Below are 22087 nucleotides of genomic sequence, written 5' to 3'. Positions count from 1 at the left end.
AAAAATGTAATAAATAAAAATATGCGTGCTATAAATAAAAACAATTAAAATATATATGAAATCAGAAAAACTATAAATGAGAACAAGAAGACTATAAATGAGAACAAGAAGACTATAAATAAAAAACGTGAAGACTATAATTAAAATCTAATTAACTATAAAATAAAAGAAATTAGACTATAGATTAAAGGTTTACAAAAAAGAGAAAAAAGATATGGGATAGATAAAAAGAGGAATAGATAAAAAGAGGAATAGATAAAAAGAGCATATCAGAACAGAAAAACTATACATATTGACAGTTGTTTTATTCAACACATTAAGGAAAGTTATCTTTATTCAGATATCTTTGAGACCTCTTTTAGAAGGAACATCATTAAATCCTCTAATTCGGTGCCTTATATTTCAAAATCCGCTAACAATGGATCTCACTCCACTATAAAAGATTTAAGGTTTTCATCTCACTATAAAAAATTTAAGGATTTTATCTCAATTTAAGGGATTTAAGGTTTTCATCCCACTAACAAAGGTCTCATACTCAAAAATTTCCGTCTTCAAAGTCTTCTGTTTCGGGGTTTTCTTTCTTAACATTATCTTTTTTAACTCTTTGCAGATCATTTTCCTCTTCTTTAACCCTTTCCAGATAATTTTCCTCTTCTTTAACCCTTTCCAAGTCATTATCTAAATTTACAGAACTTTTCTCTTCCCCGCTCTTGACCTCTTCCAGAACTTTTTCAAGCTCCCTTTTAATGTTATATTTTCTTGAGAAATGAGTCAGGATATTCGAAACATCCCTTTCGAGAATTTCGTCGGCATGAGGGTGTTCCAGGATTACGTACTGGGGCCAGTCAATAAGCTGAACGCCTTCTTCGGATACAAAGATATTATACTCACTTAAGTCAGCGTGGATGACTCCACGAGAATAGGTTATCTTTACCTGCTTCAGGATCTCATCAAGGTACCATTCAGGGTCAACAAGTTTTGTTTTTGAGAGCAGGCTACCCTTTGCAAGCTCCATTACAATGGCGTGCCTGTTCTGGTCCAGGGGTTTTGGGACAGAAACCTGAGGATAAAGTTTGCTCATGATCTCATATTCTCTCTGGGCCGCAAGCCTGGCAGCATAAATCCAGGAGAAATGTTCCCTTTCTCCAAGGTGCTCACGCACTCTTTTTATTTGCTTGAAACTGGTCCTGCCTTCCCTGTGGAATTTGATTATAACCGGGAGAGGTCCTCCAATTGCAAGTTCAGGCTGCCGGATCGCTTCATAAATAACGGACTCTTTACCTACTCCTATTTCATTCCCTATGGCACTGATGCTTTTTCGCTTCACAAAAGCATTGAGAGCAAGGGCATCATATCCTTCAAAATAAATCTGAAAACCTTCATAAGGCTGGGTGGTTCTAACAACAAGCTTTTCCCGCACAAGTTTCTTCAGCCTGTACTCAAGCTTGTCAAAAGGCAGTTTTGTATACTTATTGAGCTCCTCTATCGGCACCCACTCAAAATGCTTCATCCCTATCTCGATGCCAGTAAGTATCCTGAAATCCTTCGCATCGAGCTTACCGAAAACCTTTAGCACTTCATCGATCATCCTATCCTGTTATACATATCACCCTCGATATTTAAATGATACCTGAACTTCGTTTTCCGATTTTGAAAGTCCTGCTATAGATAAATACTATTTTACTCTATTTTACTCCTACAAATTAAACAAGTTTAAGAAGAAAACTTTTTTACATCGGATGGCATAAATATTTAGTGAATGTAAAAATTGTTTCCAGACTTACTTTACAAAAATAGTTGTAAATTTCAGAAAAAGAATCTAAAATGATTTTAAAGTATCTAAAAGAAAAATAATACCAGGAGATCTATTATGCGGTTCATTAATAGAATTCCCGGGATTAAATTTGCAGGACTGCTAGCCATCATTATTCTAGTTGCTTCTACCCTGGGATGCACAGGTTCAGACCATGACGAGATCAGTTCAAGCTTCATTCCGGATGCAGAGGTGATGCCTCCATCACCTGAAGCAAATATTACATTTGTTACTGCAGGTTCATCATTTTCGCCAATTATAAAAGTTAAGGGCAGCCCGGAAATTCAATGGGTATTTGGTGACGGTTCAACATCCGGCTCCACGTCTCCAACCGTCAATTTTGGCTCAGAAAAGACAAGAGTAAATACTCTCATAGTAACACCATGGAGTGCAGTGACCCAGATCAACATCGGATACGATGGCTCAGATGGAGGAGTAACTCCGGGCCCTGGTACGATAGAAAAACTGAAACAACAAAATGTGATAGCTGTAAGTGGATTAGAAAACGTTGCACCGTCCCTCAGGGTATGGGCATCAAGTTTTAATCCGATAAGCGAGCTGGATTTCAGCAACTTTACGGAACTGCATACGGTTGAATGTTTTTACTGCACATCATTGACTGATATAAGACTCCGGAATGTTCCATCTCTTACCAGGCTCTGCTTAGAAAATTGTAAAATTTCTTATCTTGATCTATCAGAAGCCCCTTCACTGGCTGATCTTCGTGGGGCATCTCAGGGAAGTTCAACATATGAAATAAACTGGGGTACCACGGGGGCACATGTATGGCATATATGTGTCAGAGACAACCCTCAGATGACAGGCACGTTTCCTGTCAGCCAGTTTCCACTACTTAAAGACTATTTTATCTGGAACGGCAATCAAAGCGGCAGCCTGCACCTGACTTCAAAGGATTTGAAAAAAGTTTTGCTGTCCAGCAATAACTATACGATAGTCAATTTTTCCGGGTGTTTCCCTGCCGGTAGAAAAGGCACTGTTAATGTTTGTAATAATAAAATTATAAGTCTGGATGTATCCGATGACCCCGGTTTACTTTATTTAGATGCCAGTCAGAATTTACTCGATCAAACAGCAGTAGACGGGATACTCCAGAAACTGGATTCGTACCATACCCGTAATGGGTCTCTGGATTTAAGCGGAAACGCCGTCCCATCAAGTGCAGGTATTGAACACGCAAAGAATTTGACATCCAGAGGATGGGAAGTTAAAATAGAATAAATCTGCCAGATATCCAGCCTGAATGACGCATTATATGGTCAAATCAGGCCGATGTGGTTTTTTCTTTTGAGGCACCGGCATGATGCATGGAGCCTCATTTTTCTGGGGTACAGGTCTTTTTGTAGGTTTTCTGTTCAGACTGCTTCCTTTACCTGTTACAATTGAAAACACCTGAGATATCGAGTGGATGGTTATAGTTTTTATGACAGTGGGTTTCCTTTTTGTGGCGAGATTATTTCAGGCGTTTTTCCATTGTAACTGCAGTTAAGGTCTCACAGAACCGGGCATCTGATCTGAGAGCCTCTCAAGGGCACCGGACGCAGTCAACCTCTTTATTATCATTGAATAATAAAAGCATACTTAAAGAAAAAAAGAAAGTGTCAGCATTTAATAGAACAGTAAAGCTTTTTGAAGGTATATGTATAGAATATAATCTTTAACTGACTTTTAATAATTAATTAAAAGATCGATAAAGTATTAATTACGGAATATTCTCAGAAGATTAGATGAAATAATCCAAAACCCTTTTAGAGGCTCATCACAGGTTTTGGTTGGGGCCCTGAGTTTATAGCCATCCTCAGGACTTAATTCCCCTGAATCAATTCGAAATCCCGGAATAGTCTCACAGAACTGATGGATTGCAATTTGTGGATCTTAGCAGATTTATTAATAATTTCAACTACATTCTCTGGTCTAACTCTCTATCCCCGGTCTAAATCCCCAGGTCCAAAATCTTTGTCAAAATGCCCGTTTCATTATTGTTAGCACATACATTTATAATTAATTATGATTGTTTACTTGGTATAAAAAACCGAATAACTAATAAATACTAAAAGATGTGCAGATATATGGTTGATAATAGCTCTCATAATTCTCATAAAAATCCTGGAAAAAAGATCAGTCCTTTCAAGAAAATATTTAGTAATATGAAAAATTTTATGAAAAAGGATGAAGAAGACAATAATCCGTCTTCTTTTGAAGTATCTAAAACCGAAAAATCTCCGGATTCAAATATTTTGGAGTTGGAAAAATCTGGTAAGAATGATAAATCTGGTAAAAATGAGAAGAGATCGATGCATGAAAAAAAATCCAGTAAAAAGGAACAGAAGCTTCCAAAGAAATATAAAAAAGGCTGGTAACCGAGGGTAATGACTTAATCAGAAAGTTAATTAGTCATATTTGTTCTGTATACTTGTTCTGTATACTTGTTCTGTATACTTATTCTACATTTGCTCTATATTTATTCTATATTTATCTGTATATTTATCCTATCTCTCAGAGTTTAAGAATTTAGTTGCTTTTTTCAGTTTAAGAAAATTCTTTCAGTTTTAAAGCCATTATAATATTATAAAAGATATTATATTATAAGTATTTATAAATAGGACAATATATTCCAAAAAAATTAAGTAAATAAATAGAAAAAACCAATTGAAAATCAATGTTTAAAAACAACTTCCTAACATAGTTTTCGTCTTTCCCAAAGGTATTTATTTAAACAGTATAATGACAGATAGGGATTTAAAGTGCAGAGAATACAATCAAAAGAATATTTCAATGCAGTACAGGCATATTTTGCCAAACATAAGGACCCTGCCACAGTATACTCTTTCCTTTTAAACACGCTGTGGACAGATAAACAGAAACTATCTGATAAGATGTATTATCAGCGTGTTGACATGCTTAAAATGACGGAAAATTGCGTTAGCTTCTATACCGGCACAGAGTGCACTCTTGTACTGTGTTCAAATCCGGAAAAACAGGCTCCCTAGTTGAACCGTAACTGGAATTGCCTTTTTTAAGAATAAGTATGCCGTTACATCTCCGATCCTTTCCTATAAAATGCCTGGAAGATGATATTATCTGCCGCCAGAGCCATCTCTCAGGCAAACATAGATAAGCAACAAATAATAGCCTTTTTTATATGTTTACCCTGAAATCCCCACATACTGATATTGATCAATCTGTTTTTGCAGCCTTATACGTCTCCCATTTCAGATAATGCTGTCTTTCGGCTCTTTGCTTATCTTCATAAACTATGAAGTACATTAATAGCTTGGAGTGAATAATCATGCAGAAATTAATGAAAACAGCGGGTTATGCCTTAGCGATAATAGGGTCTGCTTATGTTGTAAAACAAGTCTTAAAGTGTGAAAAATGCCGCTCCTGGTCTGGCTGGCATAAAATAAAAGTAGAAGATGAAGGACCGGATAGTTCAACTGGATCACACACAATAAAAGTAGAAGAAGAAGAGGGAGAACGAAAGGGTTCAAGGTACGGCTCCAATCCGATCCGTTACTGAACCTGAAAGGCTCAGATGAAAAGATCATTCCAGACCAGGCTGAAAAGCGCAGGAATATTTCGAAATGCGTAATTCCATTACCCGTCATTCAGAAATACATTTCTGTTAACATACATTTCTGTTAACATACATTTCTGCTAACTGCAGAAGATCCGGGGAGATGTTAATTCAAGAAAAAGAAGCTCAAAAGAACTGAAAAGAGTAGTTAAAAAGCCCATTAAAAAGAGAAATGATTAAAGTAAAAGAAAGAAGTTAAAAACAGAACATATTTCTTCTTTATTTCAGCAATTTAATCATTTCTCTTCCAAATGAATAGTATTAGTGATCATTTTACCTTATATTTTATTAAATATAGAACCTATCCCAAAACTTAAAATTATTTCTCTGAATTTGGCATTATGAATGTCCAATAAAGTTTTTGATCCTAGATAATGATCCTGAAAATCTGACTGTTTGAGAATAAAATTGGTTTTGGGATGAGCTCATATATAATTTTATTTTTCTTTAGCCTAAATATTAAAGTTCAGTTTAATTATATTCACTTTGTATCCTAAGTTTGACAGTTACCACTAATTGATACTTTATTTTCCCTTCTTTTTTGTCCCAATTTGACTTGACAATTCGTTCAATTTTATAAAAATTTCTTACATATTCTATGTAATTCCATTCCTTTTTGCTACTATTAAGCTATTGATCCTGTCAAAATTCGCAAAAATATAGTTTTTGACGCCATTTATCCTGAACTTGATTGTAAGTGTCAAATTCTTCAAGCTTTTTTTAATGAATTTTGTAGAGGTGTGTTTTAGCTCTTCAAATTCATATCGCATCAGCGATATGAATAATTGAGCGATAAATCCAAGGATAATAGCTCCATAAATGCTATCCTCCGACCACACTCTTAACGGCTTAATCTGAATTTCGTTTTTCAATGAATGGAATATTTTCTCAATAGAATCCTTTTTTCTGTATGTTACTAACGCATCTTGAAGTGTCAAATTCCTGTTTGATTTCAGACAAAAAAATCCTTCTCTTCCGTTAATCAGTGAAGCTTTAAGGAGTTCAATAGCTTCGTCGTCACTAAGCTCTTCGAGCTTAGTTTTAAAAGAGTAATCAATCTCAATCAATTCATTATTTATTCTGAATTTCTTAGGAAGCTTTTTCTTGTTTACTACAGCTTTCTGAATCTCTTTTGCTTCCTTTAACTTCCTCATAACAGCTCTTGCTTTTGCCTCTAACTGTCTTTTCTGTAAAGATTCAGAGAAATATAAGTATTTGATGCTGCTAGGCTTGACGATTTTTATCCCATATATACCTTTTTCGGAATCTATTAGTTCTGCTTTTTCCAGATAAAAGTTCTCTATTATTTTATCGTCACTTGTATTCAGTTTCATGGCAGTGAGATATTCCATCTCAGCATCCTGTATACTCTTGAGATTATCAGTGGTATTAGCTCCTTTATCAAAAATAATAAGAGAACCTTTTTTAAGTTTACTTTTTACCTGGTTATATGTGTCAGAGAAATGCTCCAGATCAAGAACGTTTCCTCTATTCACTGTAACTCCAATAGGAATGTTAATGGGATTAGCTAATTCACTAATTCCAACGGTTATCTGTAGCTTATCAGGTCTGTAATCTCTGCTATACCCGTATTTACCAAGTTTGGATTTAGTTCCGAAAAGAACTATACTCGTCCAATCCAGGTTTATATCTGTCTCTTCAAAATCGTATACAGAAAACAGAGAATCCAGAATATCAGAGAGAATTTCCTCTCTGTTACGTCCTAAAAGTTCAAGAGTTCTGTAAAGAACTCTTTCATGAAACTGTTCAAGATTTAAGATATCGAGAATCTCTTTCTGATTTAACCATTTGCCAGCTTCTTTGATACTGAAATTCTCAGTTAATTTATAGCTTAACAAACCGATTATTAAACTATTGAGGTCAAGACCTTTGCTTTTATGCTTGCTAAAAATGTCACAGAAATTAAGCTTTTCATAAAAGAGTTGGACGGCAAGAATCGGTCCGATAGGAACACATATATTCTTGTTAGGAATTGTAGGGAAGGCTCTATGTTTTGTGATGTTCATTTTACCAAACAACACAAAACAAAGAGCACTTATTTTTATATTACTGTCAAAGTCAGGTTGTATTGCAAAAAAATTTCAAGACACAACACTATGTAAGTTAAGATTCCTGAAAACAAAATCGAACTTAAAATTTAAAAAAGTCTTTGTTTGTAACAGTGTTACTACATGTGATCTCCTTGTCTGCACTTTTCGTCAATTATCATCCAGTTATGAGCCCATATAAAATGATCATTAATTTTTTTATTTCGATAGTATGCATTTCTCAGGTTCTCATGAGGTATTTCCATTTCCATTGCAATTTTATAATACTCAGGGTTCTTCGTCCCATTAGGGATCCAAGCTCCTAAATCATAATCTGCAATATGTATTTTATTTTCTCCATAAGAGTTCTTTAATGTTAAGAGAATATCATGTGCAAAATCCCCAAAAGTATCAGTGTTTTTTCTGTCAGTTAAGACGAAATTGCATTTTTCTATTAATTCAGGAGTTGTTAATTTAATTTCACGATACTTAACTTTGTCATGATATTCGTTTAAATCCTCAGGGATTTTTTCTTCATCAATCGTAAGTTCATTTATTTTATTGAGACACTCACATGTGGCAAACGATAGTTTTGTTAATGGAGAAATCAAGTATATTTTATCACTTAACTTGGCAAATTCTTCTTTTATCTCAAAATGTCCACCTTTTCCTCCTCCTCTAGCGGTAGGGCAAAAAATTATCTTACTGTCAATTTCTTTTGGATGCCTAACAATATAATTCGCAGACATGAGACTTATTATTTGGTACTCAGTATCATTTTCTGTTTTCAGTTCTCGTTTTATAAGCTGTTTGACACGAGCTTTATTCATAAAAGCAATTGCTTCAGGACCCGTCACAGCCGCATATACTGGAAGAGGTTTCCCAGGAAGAAGAAAGCATTTAATAGACAAATCAGAATATTCACCAGATCCTTTTCTGCAATGGTTTATAAAATGCTGAATTCCTGGCAAATTATTAGTAATTATAAAAACTCGATCTTTCCAAGGATTAATTTCATCATCAGTGTCACTAGGTTTCTTGATTTTATCACATATTTCGCTAAATAGATGATAAGTAGTAGTGCCAGAGTCGATTAAAAGACAAATTTTCTTTTGTTTATTAGCTGTCAGTTCCTGATGTAGAATATCAATCATTTTCTTAGCTATCGCTTTTTTCTCGTAAAAGAAATGGCTTAACCTACTCCCAAAAATGGACTCACTATATGTCATTCCAATTGAAAGATTAGAGATCAAATTTTTTGATAATTCATTCGATAATTCATTAAGACCTACTTTCATTATGTTTGATATTTCTTCTTTGAAAGTATTTTCTGCTCGTAAGATCTCTGTATTAAGTTCAAAAATTTTTTCATTAATTTTTGATCTTTCTATATCATTTTCAGATCTATATTTGTTAATATCTGATATTGTAATTTGACGAATATTCTCTTGGGTTTGGTTTAATAACGACAGAAAATTTACTTTCATTATCTTTAATGTTTCTTCTTTCAAATCATTCTCTGATTGTATGATTTCCTTATTAGAATCCAAGATTTCTTTACTAATATTTGACGTTTCTTGAAGAATTTCCTGTTGTGTTTGGAGTAAAGATAAAATTTGATCAAGAGTTGAATTAAAAGCTGATTTGTCATTGCTTCTATATTGAGTTTTATCTGTTTTCATGTTTATCACTATCCGACATTGTAATTTTATTTATTTTAGTGGTTTTTGCTTTAAATTAAAAAATTTATCACTTCCTTATCTATATTCGAAACAGGCAGCGGGTCTCTAAAGGAGTTAGCTAAACTCGGTACTTGGATAGCCTTGAAAACTAGATTCAAATCTGCGGTAATAATACCCTCCACTCCAGCTTCTAGTTCACACACTTTATAAGTGTCGTCTCCTTCCCTTTTAAACCCTTTATCTATGAACTCATTATGACTTTCCTTATGAACTATCCCAAACAATGAAGTACCCCCATAGACAGATGTATTTGATATAACAACATATGTGCGACTGGCCTTGACGTTAACATGTGCAGTTTCTTGAAAAAAGTTTATTTCTCTATTGTAGGAAGGAACAAAGATAATATCTACAAAATCGCGAAGGAAGTGACAATAGTTAAGAAAATCCCTACAAATAAGTATGGACAATATTCCAACCTTTGTCTTAAAAATGTATAATTTATCTCCAGAGGTCATCAGGCTTTTATATGAAGTTCCTTTTTCGAGAGATGAAGGATTTATTTTCATCTGTGAATAATCAATTACTTTTGAATCTATCACGAGCCTACAAACATTGTGTCTTTTAGCATCATAATAACTTCCGGCAATCACTACCATATCCTTAGATACCGCTTGGATCAGTGGAAGCCATTCTTCGCATACACATAACTCCGGGAGGCATACAATGTCAACATTTCTTTTACTCGCTTGTTCCAAAGCTTTAAGAACTTTAGCTTTTAACTCTGTTTTATTAATGATTTGAAATGGGAAACTTTTTGTAGATAATTTAAAATCAAGTTGTATTGCAGCAACTTTTACGACAGTTCTTTTGTTTTCGGAAAGTGTAACCGAGGTAATATCTACAGGTTTAAAAAAAAATTCAGAACTCTTAGTAGAATTATCTTGATTGAATGAAATATATTGATGACAACTTGTTTCTTCATTTGAATTTAAATTCTCATCACTGTTGTCAGATTGAATCTCGATATTAAAAGCTTGACTGTTACATTTAATAGCTTCATCATATCGTCCTAAAAAACTTAAAGAAATACCCTTACATATTAAAGAATAATTATCATTAGATTTTATATTAAGAGCTTGATCGAAACATTTAATTGCTTCATCATGTCGATTCAAAAAACTTAAAGAAATACCCTTTAATATTAAAGTATAACTATCTTCAGATTTGATTTTAAGAGCTTGATCGAAGCACTCGATAGCTTCATCATATTGTCGTAAAGAGTTTAAATAAATTCCATTATCTCTTAACTCATAGAGTTTCTCGTTTAATGCAGTGTCCTTGTCTCGTAGTGAGTTATTGTTTTCCGAGTCCAAGACACAACACCTAATTCTTAAAAACAGTTAAAGCATAAGAATTTTTCTTTTTAATTAAGAACACAAGAAATTTACTTTTTACAATATTTCAAAGCATCCCAAAACACTCATAACATTTAAAACTATTTTTGAGACAAATGATTACAAATAGCTATCATTTCTCTTCCGAAGGCGTAAAGGTCATCAGGACTTCTTGAAGAAACGAAGTTCCCATCAATAACGACTTCACTGTCTTCATAAAGCGCCCCTGCAGCTATGATATCATCTCTTATCCCTATCCAGCAGGTAGCTTTTCTTCCTTTTATTACGCCTGCCGAGACCAGGACCTGCGGGCCGTGGCAGATTGCAGCGACCGGCTTGTTCTTTTCAAAGAAGTGTTTTGTGATCTCAAGTGCATCTTTATCCAGCCTCATTTTTTCGGGCCCTTTCCCTCCGGATATTACAAGGATATCGTAATCTTCAGGGTTCACATCCTTAAATGCGATATCAACCTCTACATCATACCCGTACTTTCCTTTTATCTTTCCTTTCTTCATTGAAGCCACGTGTGTGGTTATGCCCTCTTCCTTCAAACGGTGGTAAGGATAAATAAGTTCAACATCCTCGAAACCATCAGCTCCGAATACGAGCGCTTTCAGATAAATCCCCCCGGTTCATGTATGCTATTGATTTTGCCTTAAGAGCTTATTACGTGCTGGTGCAAACAAAAGATTAGTCCAGAGGCAAATATATTTTGTCTGATTATGAAAATAAGACAGGTAAAGCAGGCCCCTGATTTACGGCTCAAATTTTCTCAAGCGCCTGTTTGAGGTCTGCAATTATGTCCTCAGGGTCTTCGATTCCTATGGAAAGCCTGACAAGCCCGTCAGTAATGCCCACTTTTCCTCTTACTTCTTTCGGGACGCAGGCATGCGTCATGGAAGCAGGATGCTGAATCAGGGTATCAGTTGCCCCGAGGCTTACTGCGAGAGAACAGAGCCTGACGCTGTTCATGAGCTTGCTTCCGGCATCAATCCCGTCCTTTACTCCGAAAGAAAGCATCCCTCCGTACCCGCTCATCTGTTTTTTTGCGATTTCGTGCTGCGGGTGGGATGAAAGCCCGGGATATCTTACCCATTCAACTGCGGGATGAGACTCAAGGAAGTTAGCAACCTTCAGCGCGTTCTCGGCGTGTCTTTCCATCCTGATATGGAGGGTTTTCAGCCCTCTTATGCAGAGCCAGGCTTCGTGCAAGCCCATTGTTCCGCCCGTATATCCGGCAACCTTTGCCAGATTTTTTAGAAAAGCTTTGTCGCATACAATGATTCCGCCAAGCAGATCTGCATGCCCGCCTATATATTTTGTACAGCTGCTAAGGGAAATATCTGCCCCAAGAAGAAGAGGTTTCTGGAAATAAGGCGTGGAAAATGTGTTATCCACAACACAGATGGCTCCCTGTGCTTTTGCAAGCCCGGAAATCATTCTGATATCACATACATTCAGGGTAGGGTTGGCAGGAGTTTCCAGAAAAACCATTTTAGTCTCCGGCCTGAGAACTTTTCTCACGTTTTCCGCATCTGTTGTGTCTACGAAAGTAACATCTATCCCGAGCCCGGGAAGAATTTCTGAAAAAAGGCTGTAGGTGCATCCGTAGACCACATCAGTTGAGACCAGGTGGTCTCCCTTTTTGAGGGCTGTCAGAGCAACTGCAGTGATTGCTGCCATTCCTGAAGCAAAGGTCTGCCCTGCTTCCCCTCCTTCGAGTGCAGCGAACTTTTCTGACAGGACGGCGTGTGTGGGCGTGTTCGGGGGAATGCGCGTATAGACATACCCGTCTTCCTCTTCTGCAAATCTTGAAGCTCCCTGTTCAACACTATCAAAAATGAAAGTTGAAGTTTGAAATATTGGAGTTGTATGAGCTCCGAATACCGGATCCGGTTTTTCTCCCGCATGAACGCATTGGGTTGCGAACTTAAATTTCCTTTCCATATCCCGAAATCTCCTGTTTAAATTAATACCAGGATAAGTATCTGTTTTTCCGGTAATTATTTGTTTGGCGTCAGGGGCAGGATAAAGACTTAAAGGATCAGTAACTTAATAAAGAAAACTTGAGTTATGCAGTTACATCAGAAATTTTAAAAATACAGTATGCCATATACGTGAAGTAAAAGCTTCAATAGGGAAAAAGAAGTTACGGATGTTGCGCCAGAAGCAACCTAAAACGTTAAAGGAAGGCCTTCCGTGATAAAATCCATACTTGATAACGATCTTTATAAGTTCACCATGCAGATGGCTGTTCTGGAGTTATTTCCAAAAGCAGAAGCCGAATACCGTTTTACTAACCGGGGATTACAGCGCTTTTCCAGAGAGTTTGTGGAAGAACTCAGAAGGGTCATAGATGAAGAGATCTCAGGATTAAGACTGACAGAAGAAGAATACCGCTGGCTTGGCGAAAAATGTCCTTTTCTGAAGCCGATGTACCTTGAATACCTCAAAAATTTCCGGTTCAAGCCAGAAGAGGTAGAAATCTGCCTTACCAGGGAAAACGATCTGGACATGCGCATAAAAGGCCCCTGGCACAGCACGATCCTGTGGGAAATTGTCCTTATGGCTGCGGTTTCCGAACTCTATTTCACAACTATAGAGAAAGAATGGAACGGCAGCACGAAAAATCCGGGAACACCAGAATCCGCAACACTGGAATCCGTACTTGAAGCCTATGGAGAAAAAATCCTGGAAATAGGAAAGGTTCTTGAGGAAAATGGCTGCCTGTTTTCTGAATTTGGGACCCGCAGGCGGAGAAGTTTTGAACTCCATGATCAGGTAATGAGAAGTCTTGTGCGGATAAAAACACTTACAGGTACAAGCAATGTTTATTTTGCAAAAAAATATGGTGTAAAGCCCATAGGTACGGTAGGGCACGAATGGATTATGGGCACTTCCGCCCTGGTAGGGCTCAGGTACGCTAACCGCTTCGCTTTTGAAAACTGGGTTGATGTTTACAACGGAGATCTTGGAATTGCCCTGACGGATACTTTCGGTTCTGAAGCTTTCTTCAAGGATATGGACCTCAAGTTGTCTAAAATCTATGACGGCTTCAGGCACGACAGTGGAGACCCTTATACCTTTGTTGACAGGGTGATAGAGCATTACGGGAAAATGGGCATAGACCCGATGAAAAAAGTAATCGTTTTCAGCGATGCCCTCAATGCCGAAGCAGCAGTTAAACTCAAGAAATACTGTGAAGGTAAAATCAACTGCAGTTTCGGTATAGGGACAAGCCTTACCAATAATTCCGAATTCTTCCGGGAAAGCCCCCCCCTGAACATGGTGATAAAACTGCACAGCATTAACGGGATTCCTGTTGTGAAACTGAGCGACTCTCCAGAAAAAGAAACCGGAGAAAGAGATGCTCTGAGGGTTGCAAATTACATTGTGGGAAGGAAAGGGCTGGATGAATGAGTTTTAAGAAGGACTGAAGAAAAAGGGAGAAAAAAGAGGGAAAAAAAGAAAAGTAAGAAAGTAAAAAGGGAGAAAAAAGAGACAGTTAAGAAAGCAAAAAGAGAAACTCTCTTCAGCCACCTTCAATGAATACCTTAAGACATTAAACTCCACTGGTCTTCATCTCCCGAGAGCAGAGGGTCTTTCCTGTAAGTTACCATGTGGTCATCTTTCCGCCCCGCCCTTACAAAAAAATTATCTTTCAGTCAAATTATTTGGTACGTTATCTGGCATTACATTCACGTTGAGGATTTCTTCCTTTCCTGCACCCCATTCATATTCCACAAGTTCGACAGGCGGGTAATGTGAAATTATTTCTCCTTCTTTTCCCTCCAGACAGGACTCCTTCAGATGAACTATCATACTGCTGCCTGTACCGTCTATTCTTTCAATTCTCTCTTTCCCGGGTAAGTAAACTGAGATATACCCTTCACTTGCATGCCCTCCCCATATATCACTGCTATGGAAATTGTGACATTCCCTCTCTGAGACAGCCCTTCAGAGTGATCCACCTTAACACCGACAATTTTTAGGTAAGAAGAAATTAAGATGCAGAAAAGAGTTTTATTATGATAATTTCCGAATTATCGGTACTGGCTGCATCCGAATCATTTATCGAAACCCTATCCGGGGTAGCTCCCGGACTATTTTCGGAAATATCAAGAGGGTCGATGTCTGAACTAGCTACCGAACCTGTGCCAGATTCATTAATTAAACTAACGTCCAGACCGTTTGTTAAAGCAGCATCCGAGCCATTCATTAAAGCAATTTCTGAGCTATTTTTCCCGTCAGTAACAGAACCATCAAGATTTGAACCGGTAATGTTTGAAACACTGCTGTCAGGATAGTTTATAGTTTCAGCTGTGATAATATCAGATATAGAATTGTTCCCGGGATTATACCCTTCAAACATAATTTTTGACCCTTCAGGACTCCATCTTGGGATGGAATCATATCTTCCAGTATTGTTTGTAAGCCTGGACCTGTAGTTTCCTTCTATGTCCCTGAGCCATATATCAGGGCTTCCTCCTTCATCTGAAACATATGCTATCCATTTTCCATTAGGACTGAAAGACGGGTTCCATTCGTTGTATGATGTATTTGTTAACTGAGTCTGGTTTGTGCCGTGGTAATCTATTACCCACAGGTCATATTTGCCCTGCGAATCCTTTGAGCTGTATATAACTCTCAGTCCAAGAGGGCACCAGTCCTTTCCAGTCCCCACGTTTTCCGATGTTCCAAGTCTGGCTCTGTTGTTTCCGTCCCTATCGATTATCCATAACTGGGGCGGCATACCTGCAGATTCCTGAGTATATGTAATCTTTTTTCCAAAGCGGCACCATGAGCCCCAGCCTTCGGAGATCTGAGAGTCGCTGGCAACAGGAGTTACAGTTCCGTTTTCCAGATTTGCCAGATAAAGATCAAGTTGAGAACCCATTGATTTTATGATAACTAGGTCTCTTCCATCAAGGCTCAAATCACTGAAACCGGTAAGGTTACCTTCACCGATGCCTGTCCGCTTTATTTCACTACCGTTTGCTTTCATCCTGTATGATTTAAAATCATTTGATCCGTTTCCTTCAACAGTATAAAAGATATATTCACCGTCTGCTGACCATACAGGAGACAGCTCCTTTTCGGGACTATCAGTTAGAAAAGTAACATCTTCTACAAAATCATCTGCAGAAACAACCTCTTCATTATTCGAGATCTTTCCTGCAGCAATGCATATAAGACCGGAATCGGAATCAAAGTAGTTTCTTGAAGCATTTTCTATCCTGTTCAATCCGGGTCCTTCTGTAAGATTGCCGAACCCGGACAGTTCATCAGGAACTGCTCCTACGGGCAGGATAATAATTAAAACGGATATCAACAAAAATAAATCTTTGAGCATTTTTCTCATGAGTCCTCACCGTGAACTTAAAAAATTAATATTACAAATATAATTTCTCAATCATATATAGTATAGAAATTCTAGTCCATATTATACATCGTAAACTGAAATTAGGAAATAAGGGAGCATAAATTTAATTTCTCAAATTAATGGCAATCTTACCGAAAATGCTTCGTAAAACCAGAATCCCTCCCCCATCTCAAGTACATCATTAATAAATATTGATTACTGTTAGAGAACACAAAAAATTGTCTGAACGCAAAACAAAAAAGTCAAACAAATATCAGACATTAAAACAGACTTAACTTGGTATCTACGTATGTCAGTTCTTATTTGTGGAAAACGCCGTTCCCTTTATCGAGCAGGAAAAGAACAAATAGCTAAAGTGAATATGTTTTCTCTGGTCAAGTATAAAAGCTTTATCTCCGTTCTTATGAAGTTCACCCTTCCTCTTCTAAATCAGTCCTTCAGTCCTCTTGAGCAAGCAAAGCGAGTGAAAAGGACCGCTTGTTCCCGATGCGCAATTCGGGGAGAAAAGGACACCGTCCTCCCGATGCGCAATTCGGGGAGAAAAGGACACCGTCCTCCCGATGCGCAATTCGGGCGAGACGAGAATAGGGTGGGAAAAAATAAGACTGCCCGATAACAGATCAATTCAGGCAGTTTCGGGCAGAAGAAAGTATTTATTAAAGGTTTTTTCGGTTAAGAGAGTTTCATCTGCAGGATTGATCTTTCGTATCTTTCCGGTAATCTATGATTTTCAGATCAATCTACCCGATATTCTTTTACTTCAGCAATGTTATTATGCGTTGTACCCTTCAGCAAGGTTGGTATTTACATACACCACAGCTTCATTTGTGTGCTTGTATGCATAATCATCCGTAACTTCGGGCAGTTTATCGGCTTCATCCTGAGAGGTTACTACAGTGCCTGCCGGGATGTACCTTCCATCAGGGACAGTTACACCGATCGCTGCAGATGTCGGTTCAAGCACACAGTTATTTCCTATTTTAGCTTTGAAAACGAAAGTCTGCATTCCAATGAATGTGTCATTTCCGACAAGGGAAGGGCCGTGAACCTGAGCCTGGTGGGCAAGGGAAACTCTTTCTCCTATATAAACAGCATACTTTTTGCCGTCTACTTCAACCTGGTTTTCCTCTACGGGTTCGCCTTCCTCATTAACGGTCTCAAGTGCATGGAGTATAACACCGTCCTGGATATTGCATTCATCTCCTACAAATATCGGCATGCCTTCATCGCTCCGGACAGAAGCCATTGGAGACACCATTACACTGGCGCCTATCGTCACATCCCCTATAACTGACGCCTGGGGATGTATGTAAGCGGTTGGATCAATAACCGGTTCGGTAGGTTCCGGATTCCAGGGGGTCACAGGATTCGCCCGGATGTTAGATTCCTCAACATTAGCCTCGACTTCCTCTGCTTCAATATTTTCTCCTTCTTCTGCTCCTTCACCCTGGGAAACACACCCGCTTCCTGCAAGGGTAATTGCCAGGGACAGAAGAAGGGCCATAAAAACCCTGTTAAATTTCATAAGAGTCCTCCAGTCACAGTGTGAAGATTGTAAAATATATAGGCATTTCTATTTTTATTTGAAAAAAGATAAAAAAATAAAAGTGAATTTATTTTGATATGAAGACAGGCATTGATAGGACCTCAAAATAACAGGTCAGTAGACATGGTAAGCCGGGAACCTGATTAAATCCAAAAATCCTTATAATTTAAAGATATACAGAGTTTCATGCAGGCTGTACTTCAGGTTCCCATAGAGTCCGTATATGCTGACCTTCCTGTATTTGTAGTGCTTGCAGTCTGGAATTTATTTGTTCTCTTCGTTATTTCAAAAAAAGTATATGAGTTTTCTTTAAAAAAAGGAAGGTCAACCAGTTCTTCAATGTATTTTTCCAGAAAGACAATACATTTTCTAGCAGGCGGTTTAACGGCACTGCTTCTTCCATTCTTCGCTCGCGAACCCATACTGCCAGCACTGATGGCTCTGGGGCTTGCTTTTGCAACATATGTGCCGCATAAACTCAACAGGCGCATGTACTGGTTTCAGGACCCGGAAAACATATATGATGTGGATTTCACGTTAAGCTGGGGGCTGATAATATTTCTCACCTGGTACATTGATAAGAGCTTCTGGCTTGGTGTAATCCCTGTGCTTTTTATGGCATTTGGCGACGGGATTACCGGAATAATCAGAAACCTGAAATACAATAAAAGGACTAAAGCCTGGGAAGGAACTGCAGGCATGTTAATGCTTTGCATAATTATTGGTGCACAGATGGGGATTGCAGGAATTATTGCGGGAATTTTATGCTCATTTGTAGAAAGAATAGAAAACATAGATGATAATATTACGGTGCCTGCTGTTAGTTTATTTATTCTGGTCGGAGCCTACTATTATTTCCCTTCGTCTACTGTTTCTTTTTATTGATTATTTCAGTTGCTTTTGTTGAAGTTTAACTTAAAAGTCTACTTATTTTTTAAATATCCAGAGTTTATTTTTTAAATATTCAGAGTTGATAAACTAAAAGTTCTTATATCTTTGAAAGTAATAATATTAAAAAATAGAAAATGTCAGAGAAAAATTTAGTTACAGGGTCAAACAGGGGACATTATACTATTTATTTAAGATCGAATCTTAAAAATTACGGCTTCAATTCACTGAAGCCTTATTCTTAGCTGGTATAAGCGGGAAAAATGTGCTCTTAAAAAATATGTTTTGAGGGTTTTCATATACTAAATTTTTAACATATGAGCATGTTCTTATGCTTAAAAAATCGTATGAAGTTTTATACAGGATACAAAGTTTAAGATATTTCTAATGAACTGTTAAATTAATTGGGGGATGGAAAGAGATGGATGAAAATACCAGGAACCTGATAAAGAAAGTGGAACGCTCTGTTTTTGCAGGGAACAGGGCAGCTGCTGCAAAAGAACTTGGGGAAATAGGGGACTTTGACGCTGTACCTGTTCTGCTTAAAGCGCTTGAAGATTCCAGTTCGAAGGTGAAAGCTGCTGCTTCGGAAGCCCTCGGGGAAATCAATGACCCTGATGCAGTGCCCGGCCTGATGAAAATGCTTGACTACCCTGAAAGTTATGTCAAAAAAGCTGCAATAATCGCCCTTGGAAAAATAGGGACCCAGGAAGCGGTTTCAGGGATCGTGAAAGGTTTCAGGGATCCTGATAAACTGATACGTAAAGAATCGGTAAAAGCATTGATGAGAATAGGGTCTCCAGAAGCAGTTTCAGGGCTTACCGCAACTTTTACCTGCCCGGACAGCCCCCTGAAAAGAATTTCTATAACAGCACTTGGAAAAATAAATACCTATGAAGCAGCCTGCGGGCTTGTAAAAGCCCTTGAAGACCCGGATAACAGGGTCAGACAGCAGGCTGTGGAAACTCTTGGGAAGAGAGGTATTTCTGATGTCCTTGAAGAATTAATGGAACTTCTTAAGGACTCGAGACAGCCAGTACAGGAAGCAGCATCGGAAGCGCTTTGCAAAATAATAGGAGGATCGGAATCGGTACCAGTTCTTGTGAAGGCACTGGGAGCTTCTGATAGGAAGGTGAGGAAGGCTTCGATAGAAGCCCTCGGGAAAGCGGGTAATTCAGAAGCTGTTTCTGCTCTATTGAAGGAGCTTGATGACGATGACTGGTATTTGAGAAGCCGGGCTGCAGATGTACTTGCGGACATCGCTTCTCCTGAAGCAGCTCTTGGTCTTGTAAAAGCCCTTGATCTGCACGATGCACCTGTAAGAAAATTGATAGTGAGTGCACTTGGAAAAATAGGAAGTCCTGAAACAATCGAAGGACTTGTCAAAGCCCTTGACGACCCTGACAACTCGATCCGTGAAGCTGCAACTCTGGGGCTTGGAAAAACAGGAAAAGTGGAAGCTGTCCCTGGGCTCCTGAGAGCCCTGCATGATCCCAAAAATACTGTGCAGGAAGCTGCTGCCACATCACTTGGAGACATGAAGGCGAGAGAAGCCGTTCCTGAGTTTCTCAGAATTCTTGAAGACCCTGATTCGCTGATACATAAATCCGTAATATTTTCACTTGAAAAAATAGGCACTCCGGAAGCAGTTGCGGGTCTTTCACGTGCACTTAATAACCCTGATGCTATGGTAAGAAAAGCTGCAGCAAAATCTCTCGAAAAAATTAAAAAATCCGGTCTCCCGCTGGAAAAAGCAAAAAATATTGAAATTTCGGGCTTCAATATTTCGGAATGAAATTATCAAACATTCGGAATAAAGTTACCTGAAAGGCAAATCCGTCTCGTCCAGCAGCAGATCTATCTCCGGATCAATTCCGGGCAAAATCTGTTTCAAGCATTTTTTCAGGCTTATCCCTGAATGATATTTCCCTGAGAAAGAGATCATCTGAACAGGATTTTCAGGACATATTTCTGCGGCTGCCCTGCATCTCAGAACCCCTTTCTTCATGCATCTGTCCTCTTCCTCCCCTCACAGGGCCTTTACCATATTTCATTTCAGAGGACATTAGTTCTCTAAACTCATCAAAGGACTCAGCTGCGTTGACATCTTCTTTAAGAGCGGTAAGTTCTTTAATTTTGTCGTTGAGTTTTGTAACTTCCCCGGCCGTATCTTCGCCTGAGTTCTCATTCTCGCTTACTCCGGTTTCAAGGTGTTCAATTTCTTTTTCAATTGAGTCAACCGCTTGAGCTTTCATATAAGTTAACACGACATCCTGCAGTTCAGAAGCACTGGAAGCTCCACTTACGCTGGCGGACAGGTCTTGAAACTCGGATATCTGTCCTTTAAGCATTTCAGTCATGTTTTCATCGCTTGACTTTTCAAGCTGCACGTTAAGCATATCGGTCATATTGCCGAGGGTATCAACTATTTCTGTCTGTACTTCAGTAAAGTTTTCATCTGTTAAGTCCTCAACTCTAAAGAGGCAGGGTCCGCACATTTTATCTGGAAATCCATTTTTTCCACACGGACCTGCACCTTCAGCATTTGCCTGCCTTTCTGCAAGTAAAACCTCCTGCAATTCTTCTGCGGTTGAAGTCTCGCTTACATTGTTATACAGGCTTTGAAGTTCAGCAATCTTTTCGGTGATTGAATTAAGCACTTCAGTCTGAACCTCTGTGAAGTTTTCTTCTGTTATGTTTTCAGCAGGACAAAAGCCCATACCACGCATTCCATCAGGTCCTTCTGCCCAGTGCCTCATACCTCCTGACATCATTTTTCCAGACCCCTTACCATTTGCAGAGTTTATTTGATCTGCATAGGTAGCATTTTCCGAAGCAATAGCACCAGAAGGAATAATGCTTAAGACCATCAGCACTACCGCAAAACCGGCAACTGATTTTACTGCTTGTTTTTTCATAGTATAACGTCTCCATAAATTACTCATTTAATCTTACTTTGTTCTGTTTAATCCAGGCAAGTTTTCACCGCCTGACATTTCTGTAATAAACTGGCTTAAATATAAGCTTACTTTCAGGAATAAGGAAATATATAAGATTAAATTTAGAAAATAAGCTTTTTTTAAGCATTTTTAGTAAATTTAAGCAAATATATCTGATTTAATACTAATCAGAAGCCAAATAGGCAATATTTCATAATTAAAAATATATTATAGTTTTTGATAGTATGCCGGTTCCTGAACAAACCGAAAACATGCTCTCTGACAGAATGATAATTTTACTCTGAGTTTTTAAGTAACAAAAAAACTGACAGATCAGCACTGCAATAGATCAGCACTGCAATTAATGATTTTGACTCTTTCCCTGCACTATTTCTTACAGGATTTTGCATGTTGAAGCCCTCAACCTGTCCTGAAAGAAATGACCATGACCTACTCCTCAAACCGGGGATAGTTTAGGACAGGAATCTAATATTGCTGACAGATCTGCCAGTTCCAAAAATTTTCGGGATTTTAAACTTCCAAAATCCTATACTTAAGGATCATAAAGCGTTAAACATGAAAATAATCTCTTTTAAAGGGTAATTTTGAAAGTTAACGGATAACAGGAGAGTAAGTATGCTTTTATCTTTATATACAGATACAGAATCTGAGTCAGGAACATCCTGGTGATCCGTCATTCAGCCCACTCTCGCCTGATAAACCCCAAATATGTTTTAACGCCGACAATTCAATACCCTGTGGTTATGAAATGCCAGGCTGAAAAAAATGATCGAAA

At 38.0% G+C, this 22087-nt stretch carries 17 protein-coding genes; 6 read left to right on the top strand and 11 right to left on the bottom strand.

From position 1 onward, the window contains the following. Positions 1 to 535 precede the first annotated feature (535 nt). Positions 536 to 1588: a serine/threonine-protein kinase RIO2 gene (locus MSMAS_RS08545; protein WP_011034979.1), complete on the bottom strand. Its 1053-nt coding sequence runs from the start codon at positions 1586 to 1588 to the stop codon at positions 536 to 538. Positions 1589 to 1870: 282 nt separating this feature from the next. On the opposite strand from MSMAS_RS08545, the gene MSMAS_RS08540 reads away from it, so the two are divergent. From MSMAS_RS08540 to MSMAS_RS08525, 3 genes are all read left to right on the top strand, one after another. Continuing rightward, on the top strand, positions 1871 to 3052 hold the full coding sequence (locus MSMAS_RS08540) for a hypothetical protein (RefSeq protein WP_048043243.1): 1182 nt from the start codon (positions 1871 to 1873) through the stop codon (positions 3050 to 3052). Positions 3053 to 3900: 848 nt separating this feature from the next. Then, positions 3901 to 4191: a hypothetical protein gene (locus MSMAS_RS08535; RefSeq protein ID WP_048039242.1), complete on the top strand. Its 291-nt coding sequence runs from the start codon at positions 3901 to 3903 to the stop codon at positions 4189 to 4191. Between the two features lie 929 nt (positions 4192 to 5120). Next, positions 5121 to 5351, top strand: a complete 231-nt coding sequence (locus MSMAS_RS08525; protein WP_048037537.1) for a hypothetical protein — start codon at positions 5121 to 5123, stop codon at positions 5349 to 5351. 653 nt (positions 5352 to 6004) lie between these two features. On the opposite strand, the gene MSMAS_RS08520 is transcribed toward MSMAS_RS08525, so the two are convergent. From MSMAS_RS08520 to MSMAS_RS08500, 5 genes are all read right to left on the bottom strand, one after another. Further along, positions 6005 to 7435 carry an IS1634-like element ISMma20 family transposase gene (locus MSMAS_RS08520; protein WP_048036629.1) on the bottom strand — a complete coding sequence of 477 codons (1431 nt, stop codon included), beginning with the start codon at positions 7433 to 7435 and terminating at the stop codon, positions 6005 to 6007. Between the two features lie 161 nt (positions 7436 to 7596). Further along, the gene (locus tag MSMAS_RS08515; RefSeq protein ID WP_048039013.1) at positions 7597 to 9138 is read right to left on the bottom strand and encodes a hypothetical protein; all 1542 of its coding nucleotides are present in this window, start codon (positions 9136 to 9138) and stop codon (positions 7597 to 7599) included. Positions 9139 to 9188: 50 nt separating this feature from the next. Further along, positions 9189 to 10514: a hypothetical protein gene (locus MSMAS_RS08510; RefSeq protein WP_048039014.1), complete on the bottom strand. Its 1326-nt coding sequence runs from the start codon at positions 10512 to 10514 to the stop codon at positions 9189 to 9191. Between the two features lie 122 nt (positions 10515 to 10636). Further along, positions 10637 to 11152, bottom strand: a complete 516-nt coding sequence (locus MSMAS_RS08505; protein WP_048037379.1) for a type 1 glutamine amidotransferase domain-containing protein — start codon at positions 11150 to 11152, stop codon at positions 10637 to 10639. A 145-nt stretch (positions 11153 to 11297) separates the two neighbouring features. Then, complete coding sequence (locus MSMAS_RS08500) at positions 11298 to 12482, bottom strand: trans-sulfuration enzyme family protein (RefSeq protein WP_011034983.1); 1185 nt, start codon at positions 12480 to 12482, stop codon at positions 11298 to 11300. Between the two features lie 252 nt (positions 12483 to 12734). Here MSMAS_RS08500 and pncB point away from each other — a divergent pair, with 252 nt between their 5' ends. Continuing rightward, on the top strand, positions 12735 to 13955 hold the full coding sequence (gene pncB, locus MSMAS_RS08495) for a nicotinate phosphoribosyltransferase (protein ID WP_011034984.1): 1221 nt from the start codon (positions 12735 to 12737) through the stop codon (positions 13953 to 13955). Positions 13956 to 14189: 234 nt separating this feature from the next. Here the strand turns inward: pncB and MSMAS_RS18810 are convergent, their stop codons facing one another. From MSMAS_RS18810 to MSMAS_RS08480, 3 genes are all read right to left on the bottom strand, one after another. Then, the gene (locus tag MSMAS_RS18810; RefSeq protein WP_015413039.1) at positions 14190 to 14357 is read right to left on the bottom strand and encodes a hypothetical protein; all 168 of its coding nucleotides are present in this window, start codon (positions 14355 to 14357) and stop codon (positions 14190 to 14192) included. Between the two features lie 181 nt (positions 14358 to 14538). Beyond that, complete coding sequence (locus MSMAS_RS08490; RefSeq protein WP_015413041.1) at positions 14539 to 15897, bottom strand: TolB family protein; 1359 nt, start codon at positions 15895 to 15897, stop codon at positions 14539 to 14541. A gap of 793 nt (positions 15898 to 16690) precedes the next feature. Continuing rightward, on the bottom strand, positions 16691 to 17443 hold the full coding sequence (locus tag MSMAS_RS08480; RefSeq protein WP_015413042.1) for a carbonic anhydrase: 753 nt from the start codon (positions 17441 to 17443) through the stop codon (positions 16691 to 16693). Between the two features lie 207 nt (positions 17444 to 17650). Between MSMAS_RS08480 and MSMAS_RS08475 the strand changes: the two genes are divergently transcribed. After that, complete coding sequence (locus tag MSMAS_RS08475) at positions 17651 to 18349, top strand: hypothetical protein (protein ID WP_011034987.1); 699 nt, start codon at positions 17651 to 17653, stop codon at positions 18347 to 18349. A gap of 424 nt (positions 18350 to 18773) precedes the next feature. Continuing rightward, complete coding sequence (locus MSMAS_RS08470) at positions 18774 to 20147, top strand: HEAT repeat domain-containing protein (RefSeq protein ID WP_048046441.1); 1374 nt, start codon at positions 18774 to 18776, stop codon at positions 20145 to 20147. 24 nt (positions 20148 to 20171) lie between these two features. Here MSMAS_RS08470 and MSMAS_RS08465 read toward each other — a convergent pair whose 3' ends face one another. Both MSMAS_RS08465 and MSMAS_RS08460 read right to left on the bottom strand, forming a co-directional pair. After that, the gene (locus tag MSMAS_RS08465) at positions 20172 to 20360 is read right to left on the bottom strand and encodes a hypothetical protein (RefSeq protein WP_015413044.1); all 189 of its coding nucleotides are present in this window, start codon (positions 20358 to 20360) and stop codon (positions 20172 to 20174) included. Next, positions 20311 to 21270: a hypothetical protein gene (locus tag MSMAS_RS08460; protein WP_011034989.1), complete on the bottom strand. Its 960-nt coding sequence runs from the start codon at positions 21268 to 21270 to the stop codon at positions 20311 to 20313. The genes MSMAS_RS08465 and MSMAS_RS08460 overlap by 50 nt, the downstream gene beginning before the upstream one ends. Between the last annotated feature and the right edge of the window lie 817 nt (positions 21271 to 22087).

The organism is Methanosarcina mazei S-6 (assembly GCF_000970205.1).
In the GTDB taxonomy this organism is placed as follows: Archaea; Halobacteriota; Methanosarcinia; order Methanosarcinales; family Methanosarcinaceae; genus Methanosarcina; species Methanosarcina mazei.
Note: the sequence above shows the minus strand (reverse complement) of the source record. Positions and strands in the feature narration are given on the sequence as shown.